The organism is Enterococcus nangangensis (assembly GCF_005405245.1).
Lineage (GTDB): Bacteria > Bacillota > Bacilli > Lactobacillales > Enterococcaceae > Enterococcus_J > Enterococcus_J nangangensis.
The window spans coordinates 1-21,714 of the sequence record NZ_BJDR01000031.1 but is presented as its reverse complement, the minus strand read 5'-3'; the positions used below and the strand labels follow the sequence as shown (position 1 = coordinate 21,714).

The window sequence follows — 21,714 nt, the reverse complement described above, 5'->3', positions numbered from 1 at the left end:
ATAAGGTTATTTTATCATTTTGGGACATTTTCCCTTTCGATATACCTAGGACATTATCACTTTCGAACGAGATTTTTGAAAATTTATTGAATTTTTTTCTTGACAGAAGACATTCTCCTTGATAGAATGACCTCAGTTAAAGAGAACAAGTGCTTTGAAAAGAAGAGTAAGCTTTCAAACATTTTTTAGAGAGCCCCGTGAGCTGCAAAAGGGTATTTGGGAAAAAGCTGAAGATGGTCTTTGAGCAAGAAGTGATAAGCGTGAGTGAGTCACTTACGGGGGCGCCCGTTATAGCGACACAGTGTGCGGAGTTTTTAGGATTGCAAGCACTGGTGGAGGCAGATATTGTGAGATGTCTGTAAAAAAAGGTGGTAACACGAATGTTAATCTTCGTCCTTTCTTTGTTTAGCTATTAAACAGAGGGGCGAAGATTTTTTTATGGAGAAAGGAAGTTACTATGGCAATCATTCAATTACGAAATGTCAGTAAAACGTTTCACGATGGTAGTAGTGAAGTAAACGCGGTAGCAGATGTCAACTTGACGGTAGAAGCCGGCGACATCTTTGGAATTGTGGGGTACTCTGGTGCAGGGAAAAGTACTTTGGTGCGGTTGCTCAATGGCTTAGAGCAAGCGAGCGCTGGGGAAGTTGATGTACGCAATCAGGATATCACGAAACTTTCCGCCAAAGATTTACGTAATTTCCGCCGCAAAGTGGGGATGATTTTTCAACACTTTAACTTATTGTGGTCCCGCACGGTGGAAGAAAATATTGAATTACCTTTAGAAATTGCCGGTGTTAAAAAAGTTGAACGAAAAAAACGCGCGCAAGAGTTGATTCGTTTGGTAGGACTTGAGGGTCGAGGAAAACATTATCCTAGCCAACTATCTGGCGGTCAAAAACAACGCGTCGGGATTGCCCGGGCTTTGGCCAACAACCCAGAAATTTTGCTTTGTGATGAAGCGACTTCTGCTTTGGACCCGCAAACGACAGATGAAGTCTTAGAGTTGTTGTTAAGCATCAATAAGCAACTAGGATTAACGATTGTTTTAATTACCCATGAGATGCACGTGATTCGTAAAATTTGTAACAAGGTTGCCGTGATGGGAAAAGGAACCATCGTGGAAAAAGGCGATACTTTAGAAATTTTTAGAAATCCTCAACAAGATATTACGAAGCGCTTCGTAAAAAAAGAAACGGCAGAAGATGATACAGAAGGAATTTTACAGGCTTTCCAAGAAGAAAATCCTAACGGTCTGATTGTCAATTTACACTTTACGAAAGATTCGGCAGAAGAACCGCTGATTTCGCAAGCGATTCGTAAGTTCCCCATTGATATCTCGGTGATTCAAGGAGCAATTCAAAAAACTTCTACGGGGCGTTTCGGCAATCTAACTGTCTTACTCAACGGGCCAGCTAAAGATCAAGAGAAAACTTTGCTCTTCTTTCAAGAGCAAGGAGTCGACGTGGAGGTGTTAAGTCATGAATAACAATCAAAGCTTATGGCAAAAATATTTTGATTTTAGCCAAGTGGATTGGCCCAAAGTGGGAGAAGCTACTCGTGATACGGTCTACCTCACTTTAGTGGCCACCTTCATTATCTTTTTTGTCGGCATGCTCTTAGGGATTCTACTTTACGCCTTAGGTCATAGCAAAAAAGCTTGGGGCAAAGTAGGCTACGGTATTGTTTCGGTTATAACTAACGTTTTACGGGCTGTGCCTTTCATGATTTTATTAATCTTTTTAATGCCAGTGACAAAAACTTTAATGGGGACGACCATTGGCGTTAAGGCTGCTTATCCTGCGCTGATTTTATCGGCCTCACCATTTTTTGCCCGCTTAGTGGAGTTGGCATTACGGGAAGTAGATGGCGGTGTCTTAGAAGCTGCAGACGCGCTAGGCGCTTCGCCATTACAAATCTTTTTTAAAGTATTGATTCCAGAAAGTTTACCTGCCTTGATTTCTGGTTTAACCGTCACCACGGTTTCCATGATTGGTTTTACAGCGATGGCCGGTGTCATCGGGGCTGGCGGCTTAGGCCAGTTAGCTTGGAATACTGGGTTTCAACGGAGCAACTACACGGTAATTTTAGTAGCGACGGTTATGATTACTTTGTTTGTTTTTCTCGTCCAAGGAATTGGCGATTTTATTGTTAAAAAAGTAGACAAGCGCTAAGCTTGATTGACTTTAATATATATTTAAGAAAAAAAGGGGAAGATATTAATGAAAAAGAAAATTTTTGGTTTGGTAACCTTAGCTGTTGCCGTATTAAGTTTAGCTGCATGTGGCAGCAAAAAAGAGGACACTGCAGCTACTGGTGACAGTGCAAGCGGTAAAACAGAAAAATTAGTTATTGGAGCAACACCATCACCTCACGCTGAAATTTTGGAACATGTTAAACCGTTATTAGCTAAAGAAGGCGTCGACTTGGAAATTAAAGAATTTACCGACTATGTTTTACCAGATACGACTTTAGTTGATGGCGATATTGATGCTAACTACTTTGCCCACATTCCTTTTATCAACGCTTTTAATAAAGAAAACGGAGATCCTTTAGCAATTGCTGGAGCTATTCACATTGAACCTTTAGGGATTTACTCCAAACGCTTAACTGACATCAAAGATGTTAAAGATGGCGCGACCGTTTTAGCTTCCACTAACGCTCCTGACTATGGCCGAATCTTAACTATTTTGCAAACGGCCGGCTTAATTAAAGTGAAAGATGGTGTGAACTTAGAAGAAGCAACCTTTGATGATATTGCTGAAAATCCTAAGAACTTGCAATTTAAATACGATGTTGCGCCAGAAATGATGACTTCAGCTTACGATAATGACGAAGCAGACTTAATCTGTATCAATGCCAACTTTGCTTATCAATCTGGTTTGAATCCAGTGAAAGATGCCTTGTTAATTGATGGCGATGATTCACCTTATGCTAACGTTGTCGTAACCCGCAAAGGGGAAGAAAACGATGAACGTGTCCAAAAATTAGTGAAAATTTTACACTCTAAAGAAGTTCAAGATTGGATTTTAGAAAAATGGGATGGTTCCGTTAAACCCGTTGATGCTGAATAATTTTTAAAATAAACAGGAAACAAGCGCCCTTGAGCTGAGAATGCTCAAGGGCGCTTGTTTGTAATTAAGAGGGTCGTGGTAAATAAATTTGTTCTTGAATGGTTCCGTAATAAGGACCGGCCAGACGCGCTACCGGTTGGACTTTTAAAAAGTCCAAGTATTCACGTTTTGCGTCAAAAATTTCTTCAGCAAAATAAAAATCGCAAATTTCTAAGATAAATAAATCCGTCATCACCGCGCCATTAGGATTTTTTAAGGGGAGATATTGGTAGACTCTCGCTTCCATTTTAACCAAGACATCAGCAAGACTCGGCACTGCTACTGTTTTAGAAGGAACAGTTTGTAAACCAGCTAAGGCAACTTCGCTTTGGTTGGGAGCAATTTTAGCGGCCGTTTCATTCATCCTTGCTAGCTTGGTCTGGTCAACTAAATGGAGCACAGCTTCTTTAGTCGCCAACAAGTTACGAGCGGTGTCTTTAGGTTCGCTACTATCACGTAAAATGGCAACAGTCACTAAAGGCAATTGATTAGAAACACCAGAGTAAAAGCTAAAGGGCGCGAGGTTCAGGACAGTGTGGTCCTGATTATACGTTGTCAACCAAGCAATTGGGCGCGGGACGACGATGCTGGTGATGAATTTGTATTGTTGTTGTGGAGTTAAAGTGGTGGCGGCATAATGATGCATCACGTTACTCCTTTCCTTGCGGCAGATTGTGTTTGGTGGTGTCAAAAGGACGGACGTAACCTTCGATTTCGGTCCGTTTCTTTTCTAAGAATGGGGGTAAAGATAAAATTTCGCCGGCAGTTTCATAAGGTTCGTCCACTAAAAAGCCTGGTCCATCAGTAGCAAGTTCAAAAAGAATCCCCCGAGTCGGTTTGAAATACTCCGATTGAAAATAAAAACGATCCACAAAACCGGAGCTAGGATAAGCTAAATTTTCTAAACGGAAGATCCAATTTTTTAAACTGACGTCATCTTTGACGCGCCAAGCTACGTGATGAACTTGTCCGTAGCCTTCTTGCGCTAAGGGTAAATCTGGTTGATAGTTGACAATGATTGCACCACCATTGCCACCAGCACCGACTTCTAGGAGTGTTGAATGGTCCACCGTTAAGACTTCTTTAAAACCTAACGTGTCCACTAAGACTTCAATTAAAGTTCGGGGATGATTGACATTTACCAGGATTTGACCTAAGCCTGTGATGGCGTGTTCCGCAGGCACGGGCGCATTTTTCCAAGGAAGACCGCCGGGAATGCCAGCATTATTTTCATCGGAAATCAATTGATAATTTTGACCGTCAAAATCGACAAAAGGCAAGACTTTTTTCCCGAAAAGCTCGGTGATATCTTCGTGTTCAATTTGAAATTGGCTCAAACGTTCTTGCCAGTAAAGAAGGCTGGCGTTACTAGGGACCCGAAAAGAAGTTGCAGCGATACTGTCGGTTCCATTTTTTCCTTTAGGCGCACCGGGAAAATCGAAGAAGGTCATATCTGTGCCGGGAGTTCCGACATCATCAGTAAAATATAAATGGTAGGTTTGGATGTCGTCTTGGTTGACGGTTTTTTTTATTAAACGCAACCCTAAAATCTCGGTAAAGAAGTTATAAATTTTTTCAGCGCTAGAAGTCATGGCTGTTACGTGGTGTATCCCAATGATGGGAAACTCATTCATGGTCATCGAAGTTCCTCCTTTTATTCTTACTATAAGTAAGCTTAACGAGAAAATTTTTTTCTGGCAAGTAAAGACTCTTTTAGAATTAAGACTTGAGGGAATGACGAAAAAAAGTTACACTGGAAGGGATTATTAAGGTTAATGGAAAGTAGGAACAGCAAAATGAAAAATATTATTTTAACTGGGGATCGTCCCACTGGCAAACTCCACGTTGGACATTACGTCGGCTCGTTGCGTAATCGTGTGGCGATGCAAAACGATGACAACAATCAAATGTATATTATGGTAGCCGATATGCAAGCGTTAACGGATAATGCTCACAATCCCGTAAAAGTTTCCAGCAATGTCTTAGAAGTAGCTTTGGATTACTTAGCTTGTGGGTTAGACCCTGTTAAATCCACACTCTTTATTCAATCACAAATTCCTGAACTTAGTGAATTGACCATGTACTACATGAACTTAGTGACGGTGGCCCGCGTCAGACGCAATCCAACCGTTAAAGCGGAAATTGACCAAAAGAATTTTGGGCAAAGTGTACCCACTGGCTTTTTTGTGTATCCTATTTCCCAAGCTGCCGATATTACTGCCTTTAAAGCTAACTTGGTGCCGGTAGGGGAAGATCAAAAGCCAATGCTAGAACAAACGCGGGAAATTGTGCGGGACTTTAACAGCACTTACGCTGAAGTCTTAGTGGAACCGGAAGCTGTTGTACCGAAAGGGGCAATTGGACGCTTGCCGGGGATTGATGGTAAAGGGAAGATGAGTAAATCTTTAGGTAACGGCATTTACTTAGCCGACTCCATGGACGTCGTTAAACAAAAAGTAATGCAAATGTATACCGATCCGCAACATATTCACGTAGAAGATCCAGGTCAAGTCGAAGGGAATATGGTCTTCACTTATCTTGATGTCTTCGGTAAAGACACTGCAAAAATTGCTGAACTTAAAGACCACTATCGCCAAGGCGGTCTTGGTGATGTAAAAATTAAACGCTACTTAATCGACGTGTTAGACGCCGAATTAACGCCTATTCGGACGCGCCGTGAAGAACTAGCGAAAGACCCGGCTGGTGTGATGCAAATTTTACAAGCTGGCTCACAAAAAGCCGAAGCCGTTGCCGCCAATACCTTAGCTGAAGTGAAAAAAGCCATGGGTATTCAATACTTTAAGGATTAGACCAATGAAAAATATTTTTTTTGATTTAGATGGGACTTTAACCGACTCTGGTTTAGGGATAACCAACTCTGTAGCCTACGCTTTAAAAAAATTACAGCAACCTGCTTTAGAAATCCAGGAGTTGGAATTATTTATTGGACCGCCCCTAGTGGATGCCTTTATGGATGTGGCGGGGTTGACCAAAGAAGAAGCGCTATTAGGTGTGCAATATTACCGCGAATACTATCCGGAAAAAGGAATTTTTGAAAACGAATTGTATGCCGGGGTTACCGAGATGTTAACTGAACTGCAAGCTGCTGAAAAGACGCTTTTTTTGACGACTTCTAAGCCACAACTTTACGCTGAACAGATTTTAGCTCACTTTGGACTAACCCAATTTTTCAAGGGAATCTATGGGGCTAGCATGGATGGCAGTTTATCAGCTAAAGGAGATATTATTCGTCAAGCTTTAACGAAGGAAAAGTTAAGTCCAGCTGACACCATTATGGTAGGTGATCGTGAATATGATATTCGTGGTGCTTATCAAAACGATTTAATGAGTGTCGGTGTCTTATATGGCTACGGGACTGAAGTGGAATTAAATACGGCCGGTGCACATTATTTTGCCGAGTCGCCCTTAGAAGTCGCTGAAATTTTATTAGGAGAATAAATTAGCGATTGACAGGCACAAAAAAATTAGTTAAACTTTTGTTTGTGCCTGTCAGTTTGTTATAAATTTTTTGCGGAAAATTTTAAGGAACGGTTGACAAGTTAGTTAAAATCAGTTATTCTATTTCTTGTGTTAAATAACAAAATGCCGCTTTAGCTCAGCAGGTAGAGCGCTTCCATGGTAAGGAAGAGGTCATCGGTTCGAATCCGATAAGTGGCTCTAAAAAGTAAAATCTGTAAACGTTGGCTTTCCAGCGCTTACAGATTTTTTATTTTTTAAAGGCACAAAAAAAACAGTCCGCAGACTGTCCAAAAAATTATCGGGAAAACAGGATTTGAACCTGCGACCCCTACGTCCCGAACGTAGTGCTCTACCAAGCTGAGCTATTTCCCGTCAAAGTCTTTTATACACCTTTAAAAATAGATTTGCAAATAAAGGGGCAGTTTAAATTTTTAGAAAAATGTGGTATTTTACTTGTAATTTGCTTGAATTGTGCTTTAATTTTAAAAGGAATCATTTAAAAAAGGAAGGCAGTCATGGAAAAAATTACGTACCAATTAGCGGAGCTTGCCGACCTCGCGGCAATTGTGACGATTTACAATGAAGCGATCCCTAGTCGCGTGATTACGGCGGATTTACAAGAAGTAACAGTGGCAGAGCGGACACCATGGTTTTTAGCCCATCATGACAGACGGCCGCTTTACGTCGTTTTGCAGGCTGGAAAAATTGTGGGTTGGATTTCTTTAAGCGATTTTTATGGTCGCATTGCTTATCAAGGAACAGTGGAAGTTAGCATTTATTTGACGCAAGCGGTCGCCGGGTGTGGTATTGGCAGTCAAGCTTTAGCCTTTGCTGAAGAAGAAGCCAAAAAATTAGGCATCACGACTTTACTAGGTTTTGTTTTTTCCGGCAACGTTCCTAGTTGTCATTTATTTAAAAAGTTTGGTTACGAGACGTATGGCTTTTTACCAACGGTGGCCGATATGGAAACGAGTGTCCAAGATTTAATTATTTTTGGAAAAAAGATATAAAGGGGAATTTTTGATGAAAGTAGTAGTCTTAGCAGGTGGTTTAAGTGATGAACGGGATGTGTCTTTATCTTCAGGCAGTCAAATTGCCAACGCCTTAATCGCCAATGGTCATGAAGTCTTATTAATGGATGTTTTCTTTGGCTTTCCGGAGGCCGCAAGTTTTGCCGAGGCTTATGCGCAGTTTGGACAAAAAGAATATCAAGCAGTCATCTCCACCCAAGCACCAGACTTAGCGGCTTTAAAAGCAGCCAATCCTACTTTGACTAATTTAGTAGGACCTCATGTGATTGAAATTTGCCAAGGGGCTGACGCAGTCTTTTTAGCCTTGCACGGTGGTATTGGGGAAAATGGTCAAATTCAAGCGTTGTTTGACTTGTATCACATTCCTTACACTGGAACAGGGTACAAAGGCTCATTACTAGCCATGGATAAATTATTAGCCAAAAAACTTTGCGCTTTAGCAGGCATTACCTCACCAAAATATTGGGAATATAACGCTGGGGAAGACATGGTAAACTTTGCAGCGCAAATTACTTATCCAGTGGTCGTTAAACCCTTAGACAACGGTTCTTCCATCGGGATTCAAATGGTGGATGATGCACATGAGATGATTCCGGCACTAGTGGATGCTAGTCGCTACTCCGCTAAAGTTTTAGTGGAAGAAAAAATTGCGGGACGGGAATTTTCTGTTGGTTTATTAGATGGGAAAGCTGTGCCCATTATTGAAATTATTCCTTTAAAAGGTTTTTATGATTACGCCAATAAATACCAAGCCGGCGCCACTAAAGAAGTGACACCAGCTGAATTATCGCCGGAAAAAACCAGCGAGATGCAACAAATTGCAGAAAGAGCTTATCAAGTGCTAGGCTTACACGGCTATTCGCGGGTCGACTTTATGATGGCAGAAGATGGCACGATTCACTTTATCGAGGCCAACACTTTACCTGGTATGACGCCAACTTCTTTATTACCACAAGAAGTAAAAGTATTAGGCATGAGTTATCCTGAACTTTGTCAAAAATTATTAGAATCTGCATTTCAACGTTAGTTTTATTGCGTAGTTAACCTTTTTTTGCTATCCTTAGGCTAACCGATGAAAGGAAGGTAAACTACTAGTGAATAATTTATAAGTCAATCGTTTTTACTGTAAAAAGGTCAAAAATCTTATGGGATTTTTGCGGACTTTTTCAGGATTGGCAGTAGATGTTCACACTAGGCGACATTTCCTAAGGCTTTATTTGGTTTACGGAAATAGTGTATCTTCTGACCTGTCCTGATGTGGGACAGGTTTTTTGTTGTCCCGGAAAGGACTCTTATGGACATTCAAATTAATAATTTAAAGGTATTTGCCGGAGCAGAAAAATTATTTGCGATAAAAAAGTTACAAGTAGGACCCAAAGATCACATTGCGCTTGTGGGGAAAAACGGGCTGGGGAAGACAACGTTGTTGGAGCTAATCTTTCAGCAGAAACTGATGGAAATTCAAGTCGCTGCTCAACTAGGTTACTTACCCCAAAGACAGGTGGACACCAGTATTAGTGGCGGGGAAGAGACGAAGAAAAAAAATTTAAAATTGTTACAAGAAAATACCGGCTGTCTCTTATTAGATGAGCCGACGACCAATCTTGACTCTCTTAATCGTCAGTGGTTAGAAGATCAATTGACCTGTTATCAAGGTTCTTTATTATTCGTCTCTCATGATCGGATTTTTTTAGAAAAGGTCGCTAATAAAATTTGGTATGTCGAGGAAGACGAAATGTTGGAGTTTGTTGGCAGCTTTACCGAATTTTCCAGCTGGCAAAAAAAGAAAGAGCGGCAACAAGCACTGTTGTATCACCAACAAGAACAAGCTAAAAATAAATTGCTACAAGAAGCTCAGAAAAAACAACAGCAGGCTAACCGCGTAGAAAAATATAATGGGAAAACGGGAGCTTCTGATTGGAAAGCACGCAATTTTTCAGGCACCAGTGCCGGTAAAGAAAAAAGTTTGGCGCGCCTTGCTAAAAATTATCAAGCACGAGCGGAAAATTTAAAAACTGTTGCGAAGCCGCAGTCGGAAAAAAAGATTCACTTAAAAGCTACCGGTCATTTAGCACAAAATAAAGGAACATTAATGCATTTGAAAAATTTTAAAGTACAACAAGCCCAGCAAACTCTCTTTGAAATTTTTGATTTTAAAATTCAGGCAGGCGAACACCTTAGCATCATGGGAGCAAATGGTGCGGGTAAGAGCACTTTTTTAAAACAATTAGTCGATCCTTCTTTAGCAAGAGTCGCTTATCTACGGAAAAATTTGGCAGTAGGCTATTTTGATCAAAAATTATTAAATTTTGATTTAGAAAAAAGCGTTTTAGCAAATGCCATGAGCCAGACCCTGCAAAGCAAGCAAACCGTATTTAACTTGTTAGGCGGGTTGGCCTTTACGCCGGAGATGTTCAGCCGTAAGGTATCAGAGTTAAGTGGAGGTGAAAAAGTTCGCCTTGCTTTAGCGAAAATTTTATTAGGGGATTACGATTTGTTGCTACTGGATGAACCCAATAATTATTTAGACCTGGCCAGCTTACAAGTAGTGGAAGATTTTTTACAAAATTATCCAGGGACCTTTATCCTAGTGAGTCACGATGAAAAGTTTGTAAAAAATACGACGCAAAAGTGTTGGCAAATTCAAAAGGGTAAAATGGTGGCTGCTGCAAATCCTGTTGTAAAAGAGAAATTTTCTGACGATTTACCTTTACTTTTACTAAAGCGCGACCGGCTTATTCAAGATGCTACCAGTGATTTAAATGAACTTCGCAAACTCCAAGAGCAAATTGCCAACTTACAAAAAAATAAATAGTAAAAGCCCGCAACGTAACTTGTAGTGAGCGCCAAAAGTTAAAATAAAAATCTAACTTTGAGGTCGCTTCAACTAACTACGCTGCGGGCTGCTCTTATTTTTCCCAGATTTTTAACAAGTGCTTTTGTCTTTATTATTGCAAACTAAAATGCATCACAATGGGATTGTGGTCGGAATATAAAAATGCTTCGTCCAAAACTTCGACAGCGGAAGCTTTGACGTTTTCTGAAATTAAGAAGCCGTCAATTAAGGAGACGTAAGTACTACCTTTTTCATAGCCGGCATTGGAGTCCCGCACAGAAGGGATGGCTGCATCGGCTAAAGTTTCCGTAACTGCCCGAAAGCCAGTTGGTAAATCGGCGATTGGGAAAGGATGTGTCCAAGTTTCTCGTTCTTCTTTCGTGTTAAAGACTGTCGGGCTGTTTCCTAAGAGGTCGTGATTATAGTCGCCCCCCACAATAACGTAATGACCAGCCTGATACTCTTTCTCCATTTGCTGAAATAGTTTCTCCATTTGCGCTTGCCGCACAGCAGGGTCTTTCGTGAAGGCCGATAAATGCGTATTAATTAACGCTAGTGTGCCACCGTTTTCGACTGGCAAATGACTAACGGAAAAAGCGCGGTCTAAATCGAAAAATTTGTTAAAGTTCGTTTCAATCGGTAGAGAATAACGCATACTGTCGGTAATTTCGTAGCGGGCTGCGGTCACTAAACCAGACTTAGCTTTCCCAATAGGATCCAAAAGGGGATAGAAGAGATAAGGGGAGTCGTAGTTTTGCGCAAAGACACTGCCATAATCGGTAAAACCCTGACGAATCTTCGCCACTTGATTGACATGGAAGGAACGATCACCGTTTACATCAACTTCTTGCATTAAAAATAAATCAGGATCCGCATTTTTCACAATGTCAAAGATACCTTGCAAATCTTTTTCCACTGTCTCTTGATCATAAGCGCGGGAATATTTCCCACCCGCCATAAAGAAACTATAGTCTTGCGGGTAAGCCCCATAACCGATATTAAAACTCAAAATTTGATACTCTGTTGCCGGCGCCAATTGTGCGCTTTGACTATTCTTGACCTCTAAATCTATTTTATCGGCTAAACGATGATAGCTAAGATAGGCATAAGCGACATAGGCGGCGACGATCAACACGAGTACTACTACTAAGAAAATAATAACTTTCAACACTTTTTTCATGATGACACCTCCTGCAGTAATCATATCATGAAATAATCCACTACCCAATTTTTAGTGTCAGCAGAAGAAAAAAAAGTTCGTGAAGAACAAACTATTTTCAGAAAATTCATAAGAATTTGCGCTAAACGATTGCAGTTTTTTCTTGCAGGGTTTACAATGCTCTTTGAACTAATCAAAAAGGAGTGTTTGTATGTCACAAGAAATTACCGCTAACCAAACGGCAAAGTTTGCTGAAGCTTTTGCCGCTGACAGTAAAAAAACTGCCATCCAACGGGCCGTTGTCAAAAATGGAATCCAAGGAGCTTCTGAAAATCAAGCAGGTCATGTGGAAAGTAATCCTGTTTACAGCATTGATTTAACTACTGGTAAAGTAGCTAACCAAAAACAATCTGGTCGTTGCTGGATGTTTGCTGCGTTAAATACTTTCCGTCACAAAATTTTAAACAACTTCAACTTAAAAGACTTTGAATTATCCCAAAGTTATACTTTCTTCTGGGATAAATATGAAAAAGCAAACTGGTTTTATGAAGGTATTTTAAATACAGCCGACGAAGCTTTAACGAGTCGTAAAGTTGCGTTCCTTTTACAAACGCCGCAACAAGATGGCGGACAATGGGACATGATCGTTTCCATTTTCCAAAAATATGGTGTCGTGCCGCAAGCTGTTTATCCTGAATCTTTCACCAGTTCAGCTTCTGCTCAATTAAACAAATATTTAAATAAAAAATTACGGATTGATGCTAAAACCTTACGTTCTTTAGTGGCTGAAGGAGCTAGTGCAGAAAAAATTGCGGAAACAAAAGAAGCCATGTTGCAAGAAGTGTATAATTTGTTAGCAACAACTTTAGGCACACCGCCAACGACTTTTGATTTTGAATACCGTGATGAAAACAAAGAATATCACATCGAACAAGGTTTAACTCCACAATCTTTCTACGATAAATTTGTCGGCGTTAACTTAGACGATTACGTAAGTATCATTAATGCACCAACTGCAGATAAACCTTTCAACAAATCTTACACGGTAGAATTGTTAGGAAATGTTGTCGGCGGCAAACAAGTAAAATACTTAAACGTTGATATGAGCACCTTCAAAAAATTAGCGATTGCTCAATTAGAACAAGGTGAATCTGTTTGGTTTGGTTGTGATGTTGGTCAATCTTCTAACCGTGACGGTATCATGGCTACTAGTTTGTTTAGCGTGAATGAAACTTTAGGCGCTGACTTTGATTCTAATAAAGCGGACCGTTTGGATTACGGCGAAAGCTTAATGACTCACGCCATGGTCTTAACTGGTGTAGATATCGTGAATGGTCAATCTACTAAATGGAAAGTTGAAAACAGCTGGGGCGATAAAGCTGGCTTCAATGGTTTCTACGTAGCCACTGACGCTTGGATGGACGAATACACTTACCAAATCGTTGTTCGAAAAGAATTTTTAACAGCCGAACAACAAGCAGCCTTTGCTGCTGAACCAAAAGTTTTAGCACCATGGGATCCAATGGGTGCATTAGCTAACTAGGACTTAACAAAAATTAAAAAAAGACTTAACGGCGCTAATTTTTACGCCGTTAGGTCTTTTTTTAGTTTCCCGATTTTTAAATCTTTATTGACATTCCGAAAGACAACTGCTACGTTAATGCTGATATGAAAAATTTTTTACACAGTAATTTAAATGGTTTTCAGCTAACGAAAAGGGGCGAGATTAGATGGGGTCTAGAAGAAATCAACGGAAAAAACGTAGTCGACGTAAAGTGCAGCAACTCTTTATAGGAACAGTAGCACTGGTGGCTATTTTGGCAATCGTTTACTTGGCGTACACTTTAAGTACGCAAGGGAAAGCTGCGCAGCAAAAAACGCCAGCTAGTACTACTGCGACGACGACTGCTTCCTCGACAGTTTCAACTATAGAGAGCACGGCTGCCACCATGAGTTCCACTAGTGAAACTACAACTACAGTAGAATCAGAATCGACAAGTCCTTTGCTGGCTGGGAAAAATCACAATGAAGCCGCAGCAGCGTACGCATATAGCACACAAGAAGTGCAAAATATTATGGCTGGCGTTACTCCCCCCATGACTGGCGACCGAATTTGTTTTTTGACTTTTGACGATGGGGCTAATACCACAATCACACCGCAAATTTTAGATGTATTAAAAGCCAATGACGTTCCTGCAACTTTCTTTATTGTAGGCAATACGTTAGGGGAAGAGGTCCAACCAATCTTGAAACGGCAAATCGCCGAAGGACACGCTATTGCCATGCATAGCTACAATCATAATTATGATTTGTTGTATCCGGGACGCAAGGCTAATGCAACACAGATTGCTAAAGAAGCGGATCAAACGCAAGCAGCCTTGCAAAATATTTTAGGAAAAGATTTTTATACGGGTGTGTGGCGTTATCCTGGTGGGCATATGTCTTGGGAAAATTTAGCAGCTGCCGATGCGGCGCTAAATGAAAAGGGTATTCATTACGCCGATTGGAATGCCATGAGTGGCGATGCCCAACCTTTAGGGGATCGGCCGACTGATGCGGCAGCAATGGCTGCTTACCAAGCTAACTCCATCACGGAATATCCAGATGTTCATTTACGGGTTGTTTTAATGCATGATGCCGCGGATAAAAATGTCACGGTAGCTGCCTTGCCGGCGATTATTCAATTTTACAAAGATCACGGCTTTAAATTTGGTGTGTTAGAATAAAATAAAAAAGTGCTAGCTTTAACGAGGACAAAAAAGAGAGGGGGGACAAAATTCTTGTCACCCTCTCTTTTTGTAAATATTCGTTGTACTAGAAGTAACTCCTGGCACAACGTCTTTCACTTATTTATCATCTTTAAAACGACTCTTGGCTTTTTCTAAGGCTTTATTGGCGGCTTCTTGGGCCATTAGTGCTTTTTCCCGTGCTTCTTGGGAAAGATTTTCCATCGCTCCTTTAGCTTTGCCTTCCAGTTGCTCTACTTGACCTTCTGCCTTTTTCTTATCGTCGCCAGTGAGGTCGCCGATGATTTCTTTAGCTTTACCCTTTGCTTGATCTAAAATGCCTTTATCTGACATGGTGTGTCGTCTCCTTTTCCTTTGATAGTTTAATTATAAGAAACAATTTGTAGAAAGGCTTGCAATATGCTTGGAAAAAAATTTTTTCAATTGCTGAAAAAATCATGCTATACTGTTAAAGATTGAACCAAAAAGGAGAAGTCCCATGTAGCCATTGAAAAAAACGAACCAGTAATTAGCATTAGCAATTTCAATTAAAAGGAGCTAACCATGCAAAATAAAAATTTAAAAACGGAAGTCGACAAACGACGGACGTTTGCAATTATTTCTCACCCGGATGCCGGGAAAACCACCATTACCGAACAACTTTTACTTTTCGGAGGCGCCATTCGGCAAGCCGGGACGGTAAAAGGAAAGAAGACCGGTAACTTTGCCAAGTCAGACTGGATGGAAATCGAAAAGCAACGGGGGATTTCAGTAACCAGTTCCGTGATGCAATTTGACTATCAAGGAAAACGCGTCAACATCTTAGATACTCCGGGGCACGAAGATTTTTCTGAAGATACTTATCGGACTTTAATGGCCGTGGATGCGGCTGTAATGGTCATCGATTCGGCCAAAGGGATTGAAGCCCAAACCAAAAAATTATTTAAAGTTGTCAAACAACGGGGGATTCCCATTTTTACTTTTATTAATAAATTAGACCGTGATGGTCGTGAGCCCCTAGATCTTTTAGAAGAGCTAGAAGAACTTTTAGATATTGAATCTTATCCCATGAACTGGCCTATTGGGATGGGGAAAGGTTTAGCTGGTCTTTATGATTTGTATCATCATCGTGTGGAATTTTATCGCCCAGAAAACCCAGCAGAGCGCTTAGTTCCCCTGGACGAAGCTGGTCAACTGCCCGCTAATCACCCCTTAAATGAAAATGGTTTTTACCAACAAGTCTTAGAGGAAGTGGAATTATTAAAAGAAGCTGGCGATAGTTTTGATCTTGATAAAGTCGCGCAAGGAAATCAAACCCTCGTTTTCTTTGGTTCGGCCTTAACAAACTTTGGCGTGCAAACTTTCTTAGAGACTTTCTTGGAGTTTGCCCCTAAACCTCACGCCCACAAAACGGTTACTGGGGAAGCGGTGAGTCCCTATGAAGAAGAAATGTCCGGCTTTATTTTTAAAATTCAAGCCAACATGAATCCCGCCCATCGTGACCGGATTGCCTTTTTACGAATCTGTTCTGGGACGTTCCAAAGAGGAATGGATGTCACATTAGAGCGCACCGGCAAAAAAATTAAGTTAGCCAACTCGACACAATTTATGGCGGACACACGAGAAATTTTAGAAACCGCTGTTGCAGGAGATATTATCGGTTTGTATGACACTGGTAATTATCAAATTGGGGACACTTTAACTGAAGGCAAGCTCCACGTGGAATACGAAAAACTACCCCAATTTACACCGGAACTCTTTATGAAAGTTTCTGCTAAAAACGTGATGAAGCAAAAATCTTTCCACAAAGGGATTAATCAATTGGTCCAAGAAGGGGCCATTCAGCTTTATAAAACCTATTTGTCGGAAGAATATATCTTAGGTGCTGTGGGACAGTTGCAGTTTGAAGTTTTCCAATATCGGATGCTGAATGAATACAACACTGAAGTCATTTTAACGCCAATGGGTTCCAAAATTGCCCGTTGGATTGAGCCAGAAGATTTAGATGAACGCATGAGTTCTTCCCGTAATATTTTAGCTAAGGATCGTTTCGATCAACCGCTGTTCTTGTTTGAAAATCGTTTTGCTGAAAATTGGTTCAAAGATAAATATCCAAACGTAAAATTAAAAAGTCTGCTGTAAGAAAAAAATTTTTTCAAACAGAATCGACAGCAAAAAAAACGACCTCCAAAATTGGAAGTCGTTTTTTAGTTGGTGAGCAAATCTTTTTTTAAGGAGAGTTCTACGGCGCCGTCCATGTGGATAACTTCAATGTCATTTCCAGGTAAGACTAACTTAAAGTTGCGTTTAAAATACTCTTTAACAAATTCAACTTCAGTACTTTGAATGTTCCGCAGTTTGTTTACCAATAAAATTTCAGTATGCTGTGGGGCATCGGTGAAGATAACGGTGGTCTTCCCTAAACTATATACTTTGATAAATTGGGCATCAGTACTTTCCAATTGTTTTTGCACAAGTCGTGGATGACTATTGGTTACGTCAATTAATTTCATGGTCACACGTCCTTTATTTTTCATAGTTTAATTATAAAGATTTTTCTATAAAAAAACAAAGATAAGTTCTCGGGGAAAAGTTGCACTATTTTGCTGATTTTTTTAGAAAAAGAAGTAGTCGGGGAGTACGTCTCCGACTACTTCTTGGCATAACTTTAACTTATTCAGCTTGTGGTTCAACTTTTTTTTCTTTAGTAGTACTTTCTTTTTTAGCGGCTTCTACTTTAATTTGATCATCCACTAAGATTGCTTTTAAGTGATGAGCTTTTGGATGATTCAAATAAAAATCAGCGATGCCATCTTCAATTTGATCTTGAATTGTCCGCCGTAAAGGACGAGCACCCATGGCTGGGTCATAGCCCAAGTCCACCAATTTTTCCCGCGCTTCTTTGGAAACGTCGATAGTGAGTTTTTGTCCAACTAACATCTTGTTGACTTCGTTAATCATTAAATCAACAATTTGTAGCAAGTCTTTTTTCGTCAAGGACTTAAATTCGACAATCGCATCAAAACGATTTAAAAATTCAGGCTTGAAGAAATCTTTTAGTTGACCTAAGACAGAGTGGGTTTGACCCGCGCGCGTTGCTCCAAATCCAACGTTAGCTTCGACGTTACCGGTACCCGCATTACTAGTCATAATAATCAGGGTATCTTTAAAGCTCACGGTGCGACCTTGCGCATCGGTCATTCGTCCATCATCTAAAATTTGTAAGAACATATGCATCACATCAGGGTGCGCTTTTTCAATTTCATCTAACAAGATTAATGAGTAAGGATTACGCCGGACTTTTTCGGTTAATTGCCCAGCTTCTTCGTAGCCGACATAACCTGGAGGGGAACCAATCAATTTGGCAACGCTGTGTTTTTCCATGTATTCACTCATATCAAAACGAATCATGGCTTCTTCGGAACCGAAAAGTTCTAACGCTAATTGTTTCGCTAATTCGGTTTTCCCGACACCGGTAGGTCCCACAAAGAGGAAAGAACCAATTGGTCGATTTTGTTTACCTAAGCCGACGCGGTTCCGACGAATAGCTTTGGCCACCTTTTCAACAGCTTCTTCTTGGCCAATGACGCGGCCTTCTAAATCGGTCGCTAAATTTTTCAACTGTGTTTGTTCTTTTTCTTTTAAATCGCCGACTGGAATACCTGTTTTTTCTTCGACGATTTTTTCCATATCTTTTTCGGTAATCACTGGTTTTTCGTCGTCGGTCACTTGTTTATCTTTTAAGGCTTTCAACTTGTTGATTTGATCACGATAAAAAGCAGCTTTTTCGTAATCTTCTTCTTTGGAAGCTTGCAGTTTTTGCGCTTCTGCTTCTTTGAGTTTACTTTCCACAACTTCGGGATCCACCGCTTGAATTGTCAAGTTCATCTTAGAACCAGCTTCATCCAATAAGTCGATGGCTTTATCGGGTAAGAAACGATCTTGAATGTAACGGTTAGACAAAGTCACCGCCGCTTCAATGGCATCTTGCGTGTAGTGGACGTGATGATAATCTTCATAGCGAGGTTTTAAGCCCTCCAAAATCGCAATCGTTTCTTTGACGCTAGGTTCATCCACCCGCACTGGTTGCATCCGCCGTTCTAAGGCGGCATCTTTTTCAATGATGCGGTATTCATTGAGGGTCGTTGCTCCCACCATTTGCAACTGACCGCGCGCTAAAGCTGGTTTTAAAATATTCCCAGCATCCATATTGCCATCGCCAGCAGAGCCTGCCCCGACAATTTCGTGGACTTCATCAATAAAGAGAATAACGCGTTTATTTTGAGTGACTTCGTTAATCAATTGTTGCATCCGCTCTTCAAATTGACCACGAATGCCTGTCCCTTGTACTAAAGAGGAGACATCTAAGCGAATAACTTCTTTGTCTAAAAGTTTTTGCGGTACTTCGCCGTTAACAATTTTTAAAGCGAGGCCTTCCACCACCGCAGTTTTCCCAACACCAGGTTCCCCAATTAAAACAGGATTGTTTTTGGTACGGCGATTTAAAATTTCAATGACTCGTTTGATTTCTTCATCGCGACCAATGACTGGATCGATTTCACCTTTACGGGCTTCTTCGGTTAAGTTGACGCCAAATTGTTCTAATAAGCCCCCTTGACCATTGCGATTAGCTTGGGGTGAACGTTGTCCGCCACCGTTACCACCGAAACCACCAGGAAAGAAATTATTGTTGTTCCCATTGCCACCACCACTTTGTGTGGGGGGTGTATTATTCGGTGTATTTCCTCGTTGTTGCATCGCCCGGAACAAATCATCTAAAGTTCCAAAGCCGAAGGGATCTTGCGCCATTTGTGGCGGCACATTGCCATTTTGTTGTTGTTTAATTTTTTGATAGCAATTTTGACAGTAATCCAATTGTTTGCGTTCGCCGTTGACGTTGGCGTACAAGTGGATGGTTGCTTCATTTTTTTGACAGTTTTGACAAAGCATTAGGGCACATCCTTTCAAAAAAATAATCATCAAAAGGTCTTTGACCAATTTTGACCTTCAAGGACATTATATCATGATTGCGCTGTTGAGCAAGCAGAGTGCTCATTTTTTGTTAGAAATTTCCGTTAGGGAAAAATCAGCTTCATTTTGAAAAAGAAAAGGGGGTTAAAACACAGTTTCTCCGCAAAATCAGCGAAAAAAGTTGTAAGTCCTTGGGAAAAATGGTAATCTCTTTAGATGAAGAGACGTTTTCTTTTTCACGAAAGAAAACCCTCACAAACTAATTTTTCTACTCATAAAGGAGACCGATACTTATGGAAAAAAGAGATTTTCACATTGTAGCTGAAACAGGGATTCACGCACGTCCAGCAACTTTATTAGTTCAAACTGCCAGCAAATTCAATTCAGATATCAATCTTGAATATAAAGGCAAATCCGTTAACTTGAAATCAATCATGGGAGTAATGTCTTTAGGCGTTGGCCAAGGTAGCGAAGTAACTATCTCTGCTGAAGGTGCTGACGAAGCTGAAGCTATCGTGGCAATCGAAGAAACAATGAAAAAAGAAGGATTGTCTGAATAATGGCGGATAAGTTGAAAGGGATTGCCGCTAGCGATGGAATCGCCGTTGCCAAAGCTTACATGCTCGTTCAACCTGATTTATCTTTTCAAAAGACAAGCGTAACGGATACACAAGCCGAAGCTCAACGGTTAGATGACGCCTTGGCTGAATCCACTAAAGAGTTACAAATGATTCGCGATAAAGCGAAACAAACTCTAGGGGAAGAAGAAGCGCAAGTTTTTGATGCCCATATTATGGTTTTGGCCGATCCCGAACTAGTTGGACAAATTAAAGACAGTATTAAAACGAATCAAGTCAATGCTGAAAGCGCCTTAAAAGAAGTTACGGATATGTTCATTTCAATCTTTGAAGGTATGGAGGATAATCCTTACATGCAAGAAAGAGCGGCGGACATTAAAGATGTGACTAAGCGGGTCTTGGCACACTTGTTAGGAAAGAGCTTACCTAATCCAGCCATGATTAACGAAGAAGTGATTGTGGTGGCTCACGATTTAACTCCTAGTGATACTGCCCAATTGGATGGCAAGTACGTCAAAGCCTTTGTCACCGATATTGGCGGTCGAACTTCGCATTCCGCAATTATGGCGCGTTCCTTGGAAATTCCAGCAATTGTGGGAACCAAAGAAATTACGCAAAAAGTTTCTGCTAATCAAATGTTGGCTGTAGACGGTATTCACGGTGACGTGATTATCGATCCAACTGCTGATGAGATTGCTGAGTTCCATCAAGCTGCAAGCGCGTATGCTGCTCAAAAAGCTGAATGGGACAAACTAAAAAATGCTAAAACAGCCACTAAAGATGGCAAACACTTTGAACTAGCTGCTAATATTGGCACACCAAAAGACTTAACTGGTGTTTTAGGTAATGGTGGTGAAGGTATTGGTCTTTACCGTACCGAGTTCTTATACATGGACTCACCTGATTTTCCAACCGAAGATGATCAATTTAAAGCTTATAAAGCCGTCCTTGAAGGAATGGCCGGTAAGCCCGTAGTTGTTCGGACGATGGATATTGGTGGCGACAAAGAATTACCTTACTTGCAACTGCCAAAAGAAATGAATCCTTTCTTAGGTTACCGTGCTTTACGGATTAGCCTTTCAGAACTAGGAGACGGGATGTTCCGGACACAGATTCGGGCCTTGTTACGCGCTTCTGTTTTTGGTAATTTACGTATCATGTTCCCAATGGTAGCAACTTTAGTCGAATTTAGAGCAGCCAAGAAAATCTTCTTAGAAGAAAAAGCGAAGCTGCAAGCTGAAGGCGTTGAAGTTTCTGAAACCATTCAAGTGGGTATCATGATTGAAATTCCAGCTGCGGCTGTGATTGCAGATAAGTTTGCTAAAGAAGTTGACTTCATGAGTATTGGAACGAATGATTTGATTCAATACACGATGGCAGCTGACCGAATGAACGAACGGGTTTCCTACTTGTACCAACCTTATAATCCTTCTATCTTACGTTTAATCAAGCATGTCATTGATTCTGCGCACAAAGAAGGTAAGTGGGCAGGGATGTGTGGCGAAATGGCTGGCGATCAGACTGCAGTGCCATTACTCGTAGGCTTAGGCTTAGACGAATTCTCCATGAGTGCTACGTCTATCTTGAAGACACGTAGCTTAATGAGTCGTTTAGATACCAACCTCATGAAAGAGTTAGCTGAAAAAGCTGTGACTGAAGCTGATACGTTAGAAGATGTAGTTGCCTTAGTCAGTGAATATGTAAAGTAACAAGTTAAAGCGCGACAGCTTCGGTTGTCGCGCTTTTTGTTTGCCCGGCATGGGCAAACTCTCATGGGTTCAAGTCCCTAGCGTGTCCTCATAACGGAAAACGTTAGCTGA

Annotated in this window: 19 protein-coding genes, 2 tRNA genes and 1 other annotated feature; of the genes, 14 read left to right on the top strand and 7 right to left on the bottom strand. The window is 40.8% G+C overall.

Going from position 1 to position 21,714, the window contains the following annotated elements:
* Positions 1–145 precede the first annotated feature (145 nt).
* Positions 146–401, top strand: a binding site (T-box leader).
* 56 nt (positions 402–457) lie between these two features.
* From FFM57_RS08940 to FFM57_RS08930, 3 genes are read left to right on the top strand one after another with little or no spacing between them, the layout of a single operon-like run.
* A complete protein-coding gene (locus FFM57_RS08940) occupies positions 458–1,489 on the top strand; it encodes a methionine ABC transporter ATP-binding protein (RefSeq protein ID WP_137600172.1) in 1,032 nt (343 codons plus the stop codon).
* On the top strand, positions 1,482–2,174 hold the full coding sequence (locus FFM57_RS08935) for a methionine ABC transporter permease (RefSeq protein WP_137600171.1): 693 nt from the start codon (positions 1,482–1,484) through the stop codon (positions 2,172–2,174). The genes FFM57_RS08940 and FFM57_RS08935 overlap by 8 nt, the downstream gene beginning before the upstream one ends.
* 48 nt (positions 2,175–2,222) lie before the next feature.
* Positions 2,223–3,074: a MetQ/NlpA family ABC transporter substrate-binding protein gene (locus tag FFM57_RS08930; protein ID WP_137600170.1), complete on the top strand. Its 852-nt coding sequence runs from the start codon at positions 2,223–2,225 to the stop codon at positions 3,072–3,074.
* A 64-nt stretch (positions 3,075–3,138) separates the two neighbouring features.
* Here the strand turns inward: FFM57_RS08930 and FFM57_RS08925 are convergent, their stop codons facing one another.
* Both FFM57_RS08925 and FFM57_RS08920 read right to left on the bottom strand, forming a co-directional pair.
* Positions 3,139–3,759: a flavin reductase family protein gene (locus tag FFM57_RS08925; protein WP_137600169.1), complete on the bottom strand. Its 621-nt coding sequence runs from the start codon at positions 3,757–3,759 to the stop codon at positions 3,139–3,141.
* Positions 3,760–3,763: 4 nt separating this feature from the next.
* On the bottom strand, positions 3,764–4,747 hold the full coding sequence (locus FFM57_RS08920) for a ring-cleaving dioxygenase (RefSeq protein ID WP_137600175.1): 984 nt from the start codon (positions 4,745–4,747) through the stop codon (positions 3,764–3,766).
* A 162-nt stretch (positions 4,748–4,909) separates the two neighbouring features.
* On the opposite strand from FFM57_RS08920, the gene trpS reads away from it, so the two are divergent.
* From trpS to FFM57_RS08905, 3 genes are all read left to right on the top strand, one after another.
* Positions 4,910–5,923: a tryptophan--tRNA ligase gene (trpS, locus tag FFM57_RS08915; RefSeq protein ID WP_137600168.1), complete on the top strand. Its 1,014-nt coding sequence runs from the start codon at positions 4,910–4,912 to the stop codon at positions 5,921–5,923.
* 4 nt (positions 5,924–5,927) lie between these two features.
* Complete coding sequence (locus tag FFM57_RS08910; protein WP_137600167.1) at positions 5,928–6,572, top strand: HAD hydrolase-like protein; 645 nt, start codon at positions 5,928–5,930, stop codon at positions 6,570–6,572.
* Between the two features lie 146 nt (positions 6,573–6,718).
* Positions 6,719–6,791 (top strand) — tRNA-Thr (locus FFM57_RS08905).
* Positions 6,792–6,891: 100 nt separating this feature from the next.
* On the opposite strand, the gene FFM57_RS08900 is transcribed toward FFM57_RS08905, so the two are convergent.
* Positions 6,892–6,965 (bottom strand) — tRNA-Pro (locus FFM57_RS08900).
* A 143-nt stretch (positions 6,966–7,108) separates the two neighbouring features.
* Here FFM57_RS08900 and FFM57_RS08895 point away from each other — a divergent pair.
* The 3 genes from FFM57_RS08895 to FFM57_RS08885 all read left to right on the top strand — a co-directional run bounded on the left by FFM57_RS08895 (position 7,109) and on the right by FFM57_RS08885 (position 10,439).
* A complete protein-coding gene (locus FFM57_RS08895) occupies positions 7,109–7,603 on the top strand; it encodes a GNAT family N-acetyltransferase (RefSeq protein ID WP_212741497.1) in 495 nt (164 codons plus the stop codon).
* Between the two features lie 13 nt (positions 7,604–7,616).
* Positions 7,617–8,651: a D-alanine--D-alanine ligase family protein gene (locus tag FFM57_RS08890; RefSeq protein ID WP_137600166.1), complete on the top strand. Its 1,035-nt coding sequence runs from the start codon at positions 7,617–7,619 to the stop codon at positions 8,649–8,651.
* Positions 8,652–8,918: 267 nt separating this feature from the next.
* Positions 8,919–10,439 (top strand): ATP-binding cassette domain-containing protein, encoded by a 1,521-nt coding sequence (locus FFM57_RS08885; protein ID WP_170999953.1) that lies wholly within the window; start codon positions 8,919–8,921, stop codon positions 10,437–10,439.
* Between the two features lie 133 nt (positions 10,440–10,572).
* Here FFM57_RS08885 and FFM57_RS08880 read toward each other — a convergent pair whose 3' ends face one another.
* Positions 10,573–11,640 (bottom strand): endonuclease/exonuclease/phosphatase family protein, encoded by a 1,068-nt coding sequence (locus tag FFM57_RS08880; RefSeq protein WP_137600164.1) that lies wholly within the window; start codon positions 11,638–11,640, stop codon positions 10,573–10,575.
* 190 nt (positions 11,641–11,830) lie between these two features.
* On the opposite strand from FFM57_RS08880, the gene FFM57_RS08875 reads away from it, so the two are divergent.
* Both FFM57_RS08875 and FFM57_RS08870 read left to right on the top strand, forming a co-directional pair.
* A complete protein-coding gene (locus tag FFM57_RS08875) occupies positions 11,831–13,162 on the top strand; it encodes a C1 family peptidase (RefSeq protein ID WP_137600163.1) in 1,332 nt (443 codons plus the stop codon).
* Between the two features lie 187 nt (positions 13,163–13,349).
* Positions 13,350–14,345 carry a polysaccharide deacetylase family protein gene (locus tag FFM57_RS08870; protein WP_137600162.1) on the top strand — a complete coding sequence of 332 codons (996 nt, stop codon included), beginning with the start codon at positions 13,350–13,352 and terminating at the stop codon, positions 14,343–14,345.
* Positions 14,346–14,465: 120 nt separating this feature from the next.
* Here the strand turns inward: FFM57_RS08870 and FFM57_RS08865 are convergent, their stop codons facing one another.
* Entirely contained in the window at positions 14,466–14,699 is a 234-nt protein-coding gene (locus FFM57_RS08865) for a CsbD family protein (protein ID WP_137600161.1), read from the bottom strand.
* 210 nt (positions 14,700–14,909) lie between these two features.
* On the opposite strand from FFM57_RS08865, the gene FFM57_RS08860 reads away from it, so the two are divergent.
* Positions 14,910–16,487 (top strand): peptide chain release factor 3, encoded by a 1,578-nt coding sequence (locus FFM57_RS08860; RefSeq protein WP_137600160.1) that lies wholly within the window; start codon positions 14,910–14,912, stop codon positions 16,485–16,487.
* Positions 16,488–16,552: 65 nt separating this feature from the next.
* Here FFM57_RS08860 and FFM57_RS08855 read toward each other — a convergent pair whose 3' ends face one another.
* Entirely contained in the window at positions 16,553–16,858 is a 306-nt protein-coding gene (locus FFM57_RS08855; protein ID WP_137600159.1) for a DUF1827 family protein, read from the bottom strand.
* A gap of 160 nt (positions 16,859–17,018) precedes the next feature.
* Complete coding sequence (locus tag FFM57_RS08850; protein ID WP_170999952.1) at positions 17,019–19,295, bottom strand: ATP-dependent Clp protease ATP-binding subunit; 2,277 nt, start codon at positions 19,293–19,295, stop codon at positions 17,019–17,021.
* Between the two features lie 314 nt (positions 19,296–19,609).
* Here FFM57_RS08850 and FFM57_RS08845 point away from each other — a divergent pair, with 314 nt between their 5' ends.
* Together FFM57_RS08845 and ptsP are read left to right on the top strand one after the other, a co-directional pair.
* Positions 19,610–19,876 carry a phosphocarrier protein HPr gene (locus tag FFM57_RS08845; RefSeq protein WP_137600158.1) on the top strand — a complete coding sequence of 89 codons (267 nt, stop codon included), beginning with the start codon at positions 19,610–19,612 and terminating at the stop codon, positions 19,874–19,876.
* Positions 19,876–21,603, top strand: coding sequence for a phosphoenolpyruvate--protein phosphotransferase (gene ptsP, locus FFM57_RS08840; protein ID WP_137600157.1), 1,728 nt, complete (start codon positions 19,876–19,878; stop codon positions 21,601–21,603). The genes FFM57_RS08845 and ptsP overlap by 1 nt, the downstream gene beginning before the upstream one ends.
* Positions 21,604–21,714: the final 111 nt, after the last annotated feature.

What these genes read in the sequence shown, in the direction of transcription:
- FFM57_RS08925 (WP_137600169.1), bottom strand. Translation starts at nt 3,759, where the DNA reads ATGCATCATTATGCCGCCACCACTTTAACTCCACAACAACAATACAAA.
- FFM57_RS08860 (WP_137600160.1), top strand. Translation starts at nt 14,910, where the DNA reads ATGCAAAATAAAAATTTAAAAACGGAAGTCGACAAACGACGGACGTTT.
- trpS (WP_137600168.1), top strand. Translation starts at nt 4,910, where the DNA reads ATGAAAAATATTATTTTAACTGGGGATCGTCCCACTGGCAAACTCCAC.
- FFM57_RS08910 (WP_137600167.1), top strand. Translation starts at nt 5,928, where the DNA reads ATGAAAAATATTTTTTTTGATTTAGATGGGACTTTAACCGACTCTGGT.
- FFM57_RS08935 (WP_137600171.1), top strand. Translation starts at nt 1,482, where the DNA reads ATGAATAACAATCAAAGCTTATGGCAAAAATATTTTGATTTTAGCCAA.
- FFM57_RS08865 (WP_137600161.1), bottom strand. Translation starts at nt 14,699, where the DNA reads ATGTCAGATAAAGGCATTTTAGATCAAGCAAAGGGTAAAGCTAAAGAA.
- FFM57_RS08845 (WP_137600158.1), top strand. Translation starts at nt 19,610, where the DNA reads ATGGAAAAAAGAGATTTTCACATTGTAGCTGAAACAGGGATTCACGCA.
- FFM57_RS08855 (WP_137600159.1), bottom strand. Translation starts at nt 16,858, where the DNA reads ATGAAATTAATTGACGTAACCAATAGTCATCCACGACTTGTGCAAAAA.
- FFM57_RS08895 (WP_212741497.1), top strand. Translation starts at nt 7,109, where the DNA reads ATGGAAAAAATTACGTACCAATTAGCGGAGCTTGCCGACCTCGCGGCA.
- FFM57_RS08930 (WP_137600170.1), top strand. Translation starts at nt 2,223, where the DNA reads ATGAAAAAGAAAATTTTTGGTTTGGTAACCTTAGCTGTTGCCGTATTA.
- FFM57_RS08920 (WP_137600175.1), bottom strand. Translation starts at nt 4,747, where the DNA reads ATGAATGAGTTTCCCATCATTGGGATACACCACGTAACAGCCATGACT.
- FFM57_RS08880 (WP_137600164.1), bottom strand. Translation starts at nt 11,640, where the DNA reads ATGAAAAAAGTGTTGAAAGTTATTATTTTCTTAGTAGTAGTACTCGTG.
- FFM57_RS08890 (WP_137600166.1), top strand. Translation starts at nt 7,617, where the DNA reads ATGAAAGTAGTAGTCTTAGCAGGTGGTTTAAGTGATGAACGGGATGTG.
- FFM57_RS08885 (WP_170999953.1), top strand. Translation starts at nt 8,919, where the DNA reads ATGGACATTCAAATTAATAATTTAAAGGTATTTGCCGGAGCAGAAAAA.
- ptsP (WP_137600157.1), top strand. Translation starts at nt 19,876, where the DNA reads ATGGCGGATAAGTTGAAAGGGATTGCCGCTAGCGATGGAATCGCCGTT.
- FFM57_RS08875 (WP_137600163.1), top strand. Translation starts at nt 11,831, where the DNA reads ATGTCACAAGAAATTACCGCTAACCAAACGGCAAAGTTTGCTGAAGCT.
- FFM57_RS08850 (WP_170999952.1), bottom strand. Translation starts at nt 19,295, where the DNA reads ATGCTTTGTCAAAACTGTCAAAAAAATGAAGCAACCATCCACTTGTAC.
- FFM57_RS08870 (WP_137600162.1), top strand. Translation starts at nt 13,350, where the DNA reads ATGGGGTCTAGAAGAAATCAACGGAAAAAACGTAGTCGACGTAAAGTG.
- FFM57_RS08940 (WP_137600172.1), top strand. Translation starts at nt 458, where the DNA reads ATGGCAATCATTCAATTACGAAATGTCAGTAAAACGTTTCACGATGGT.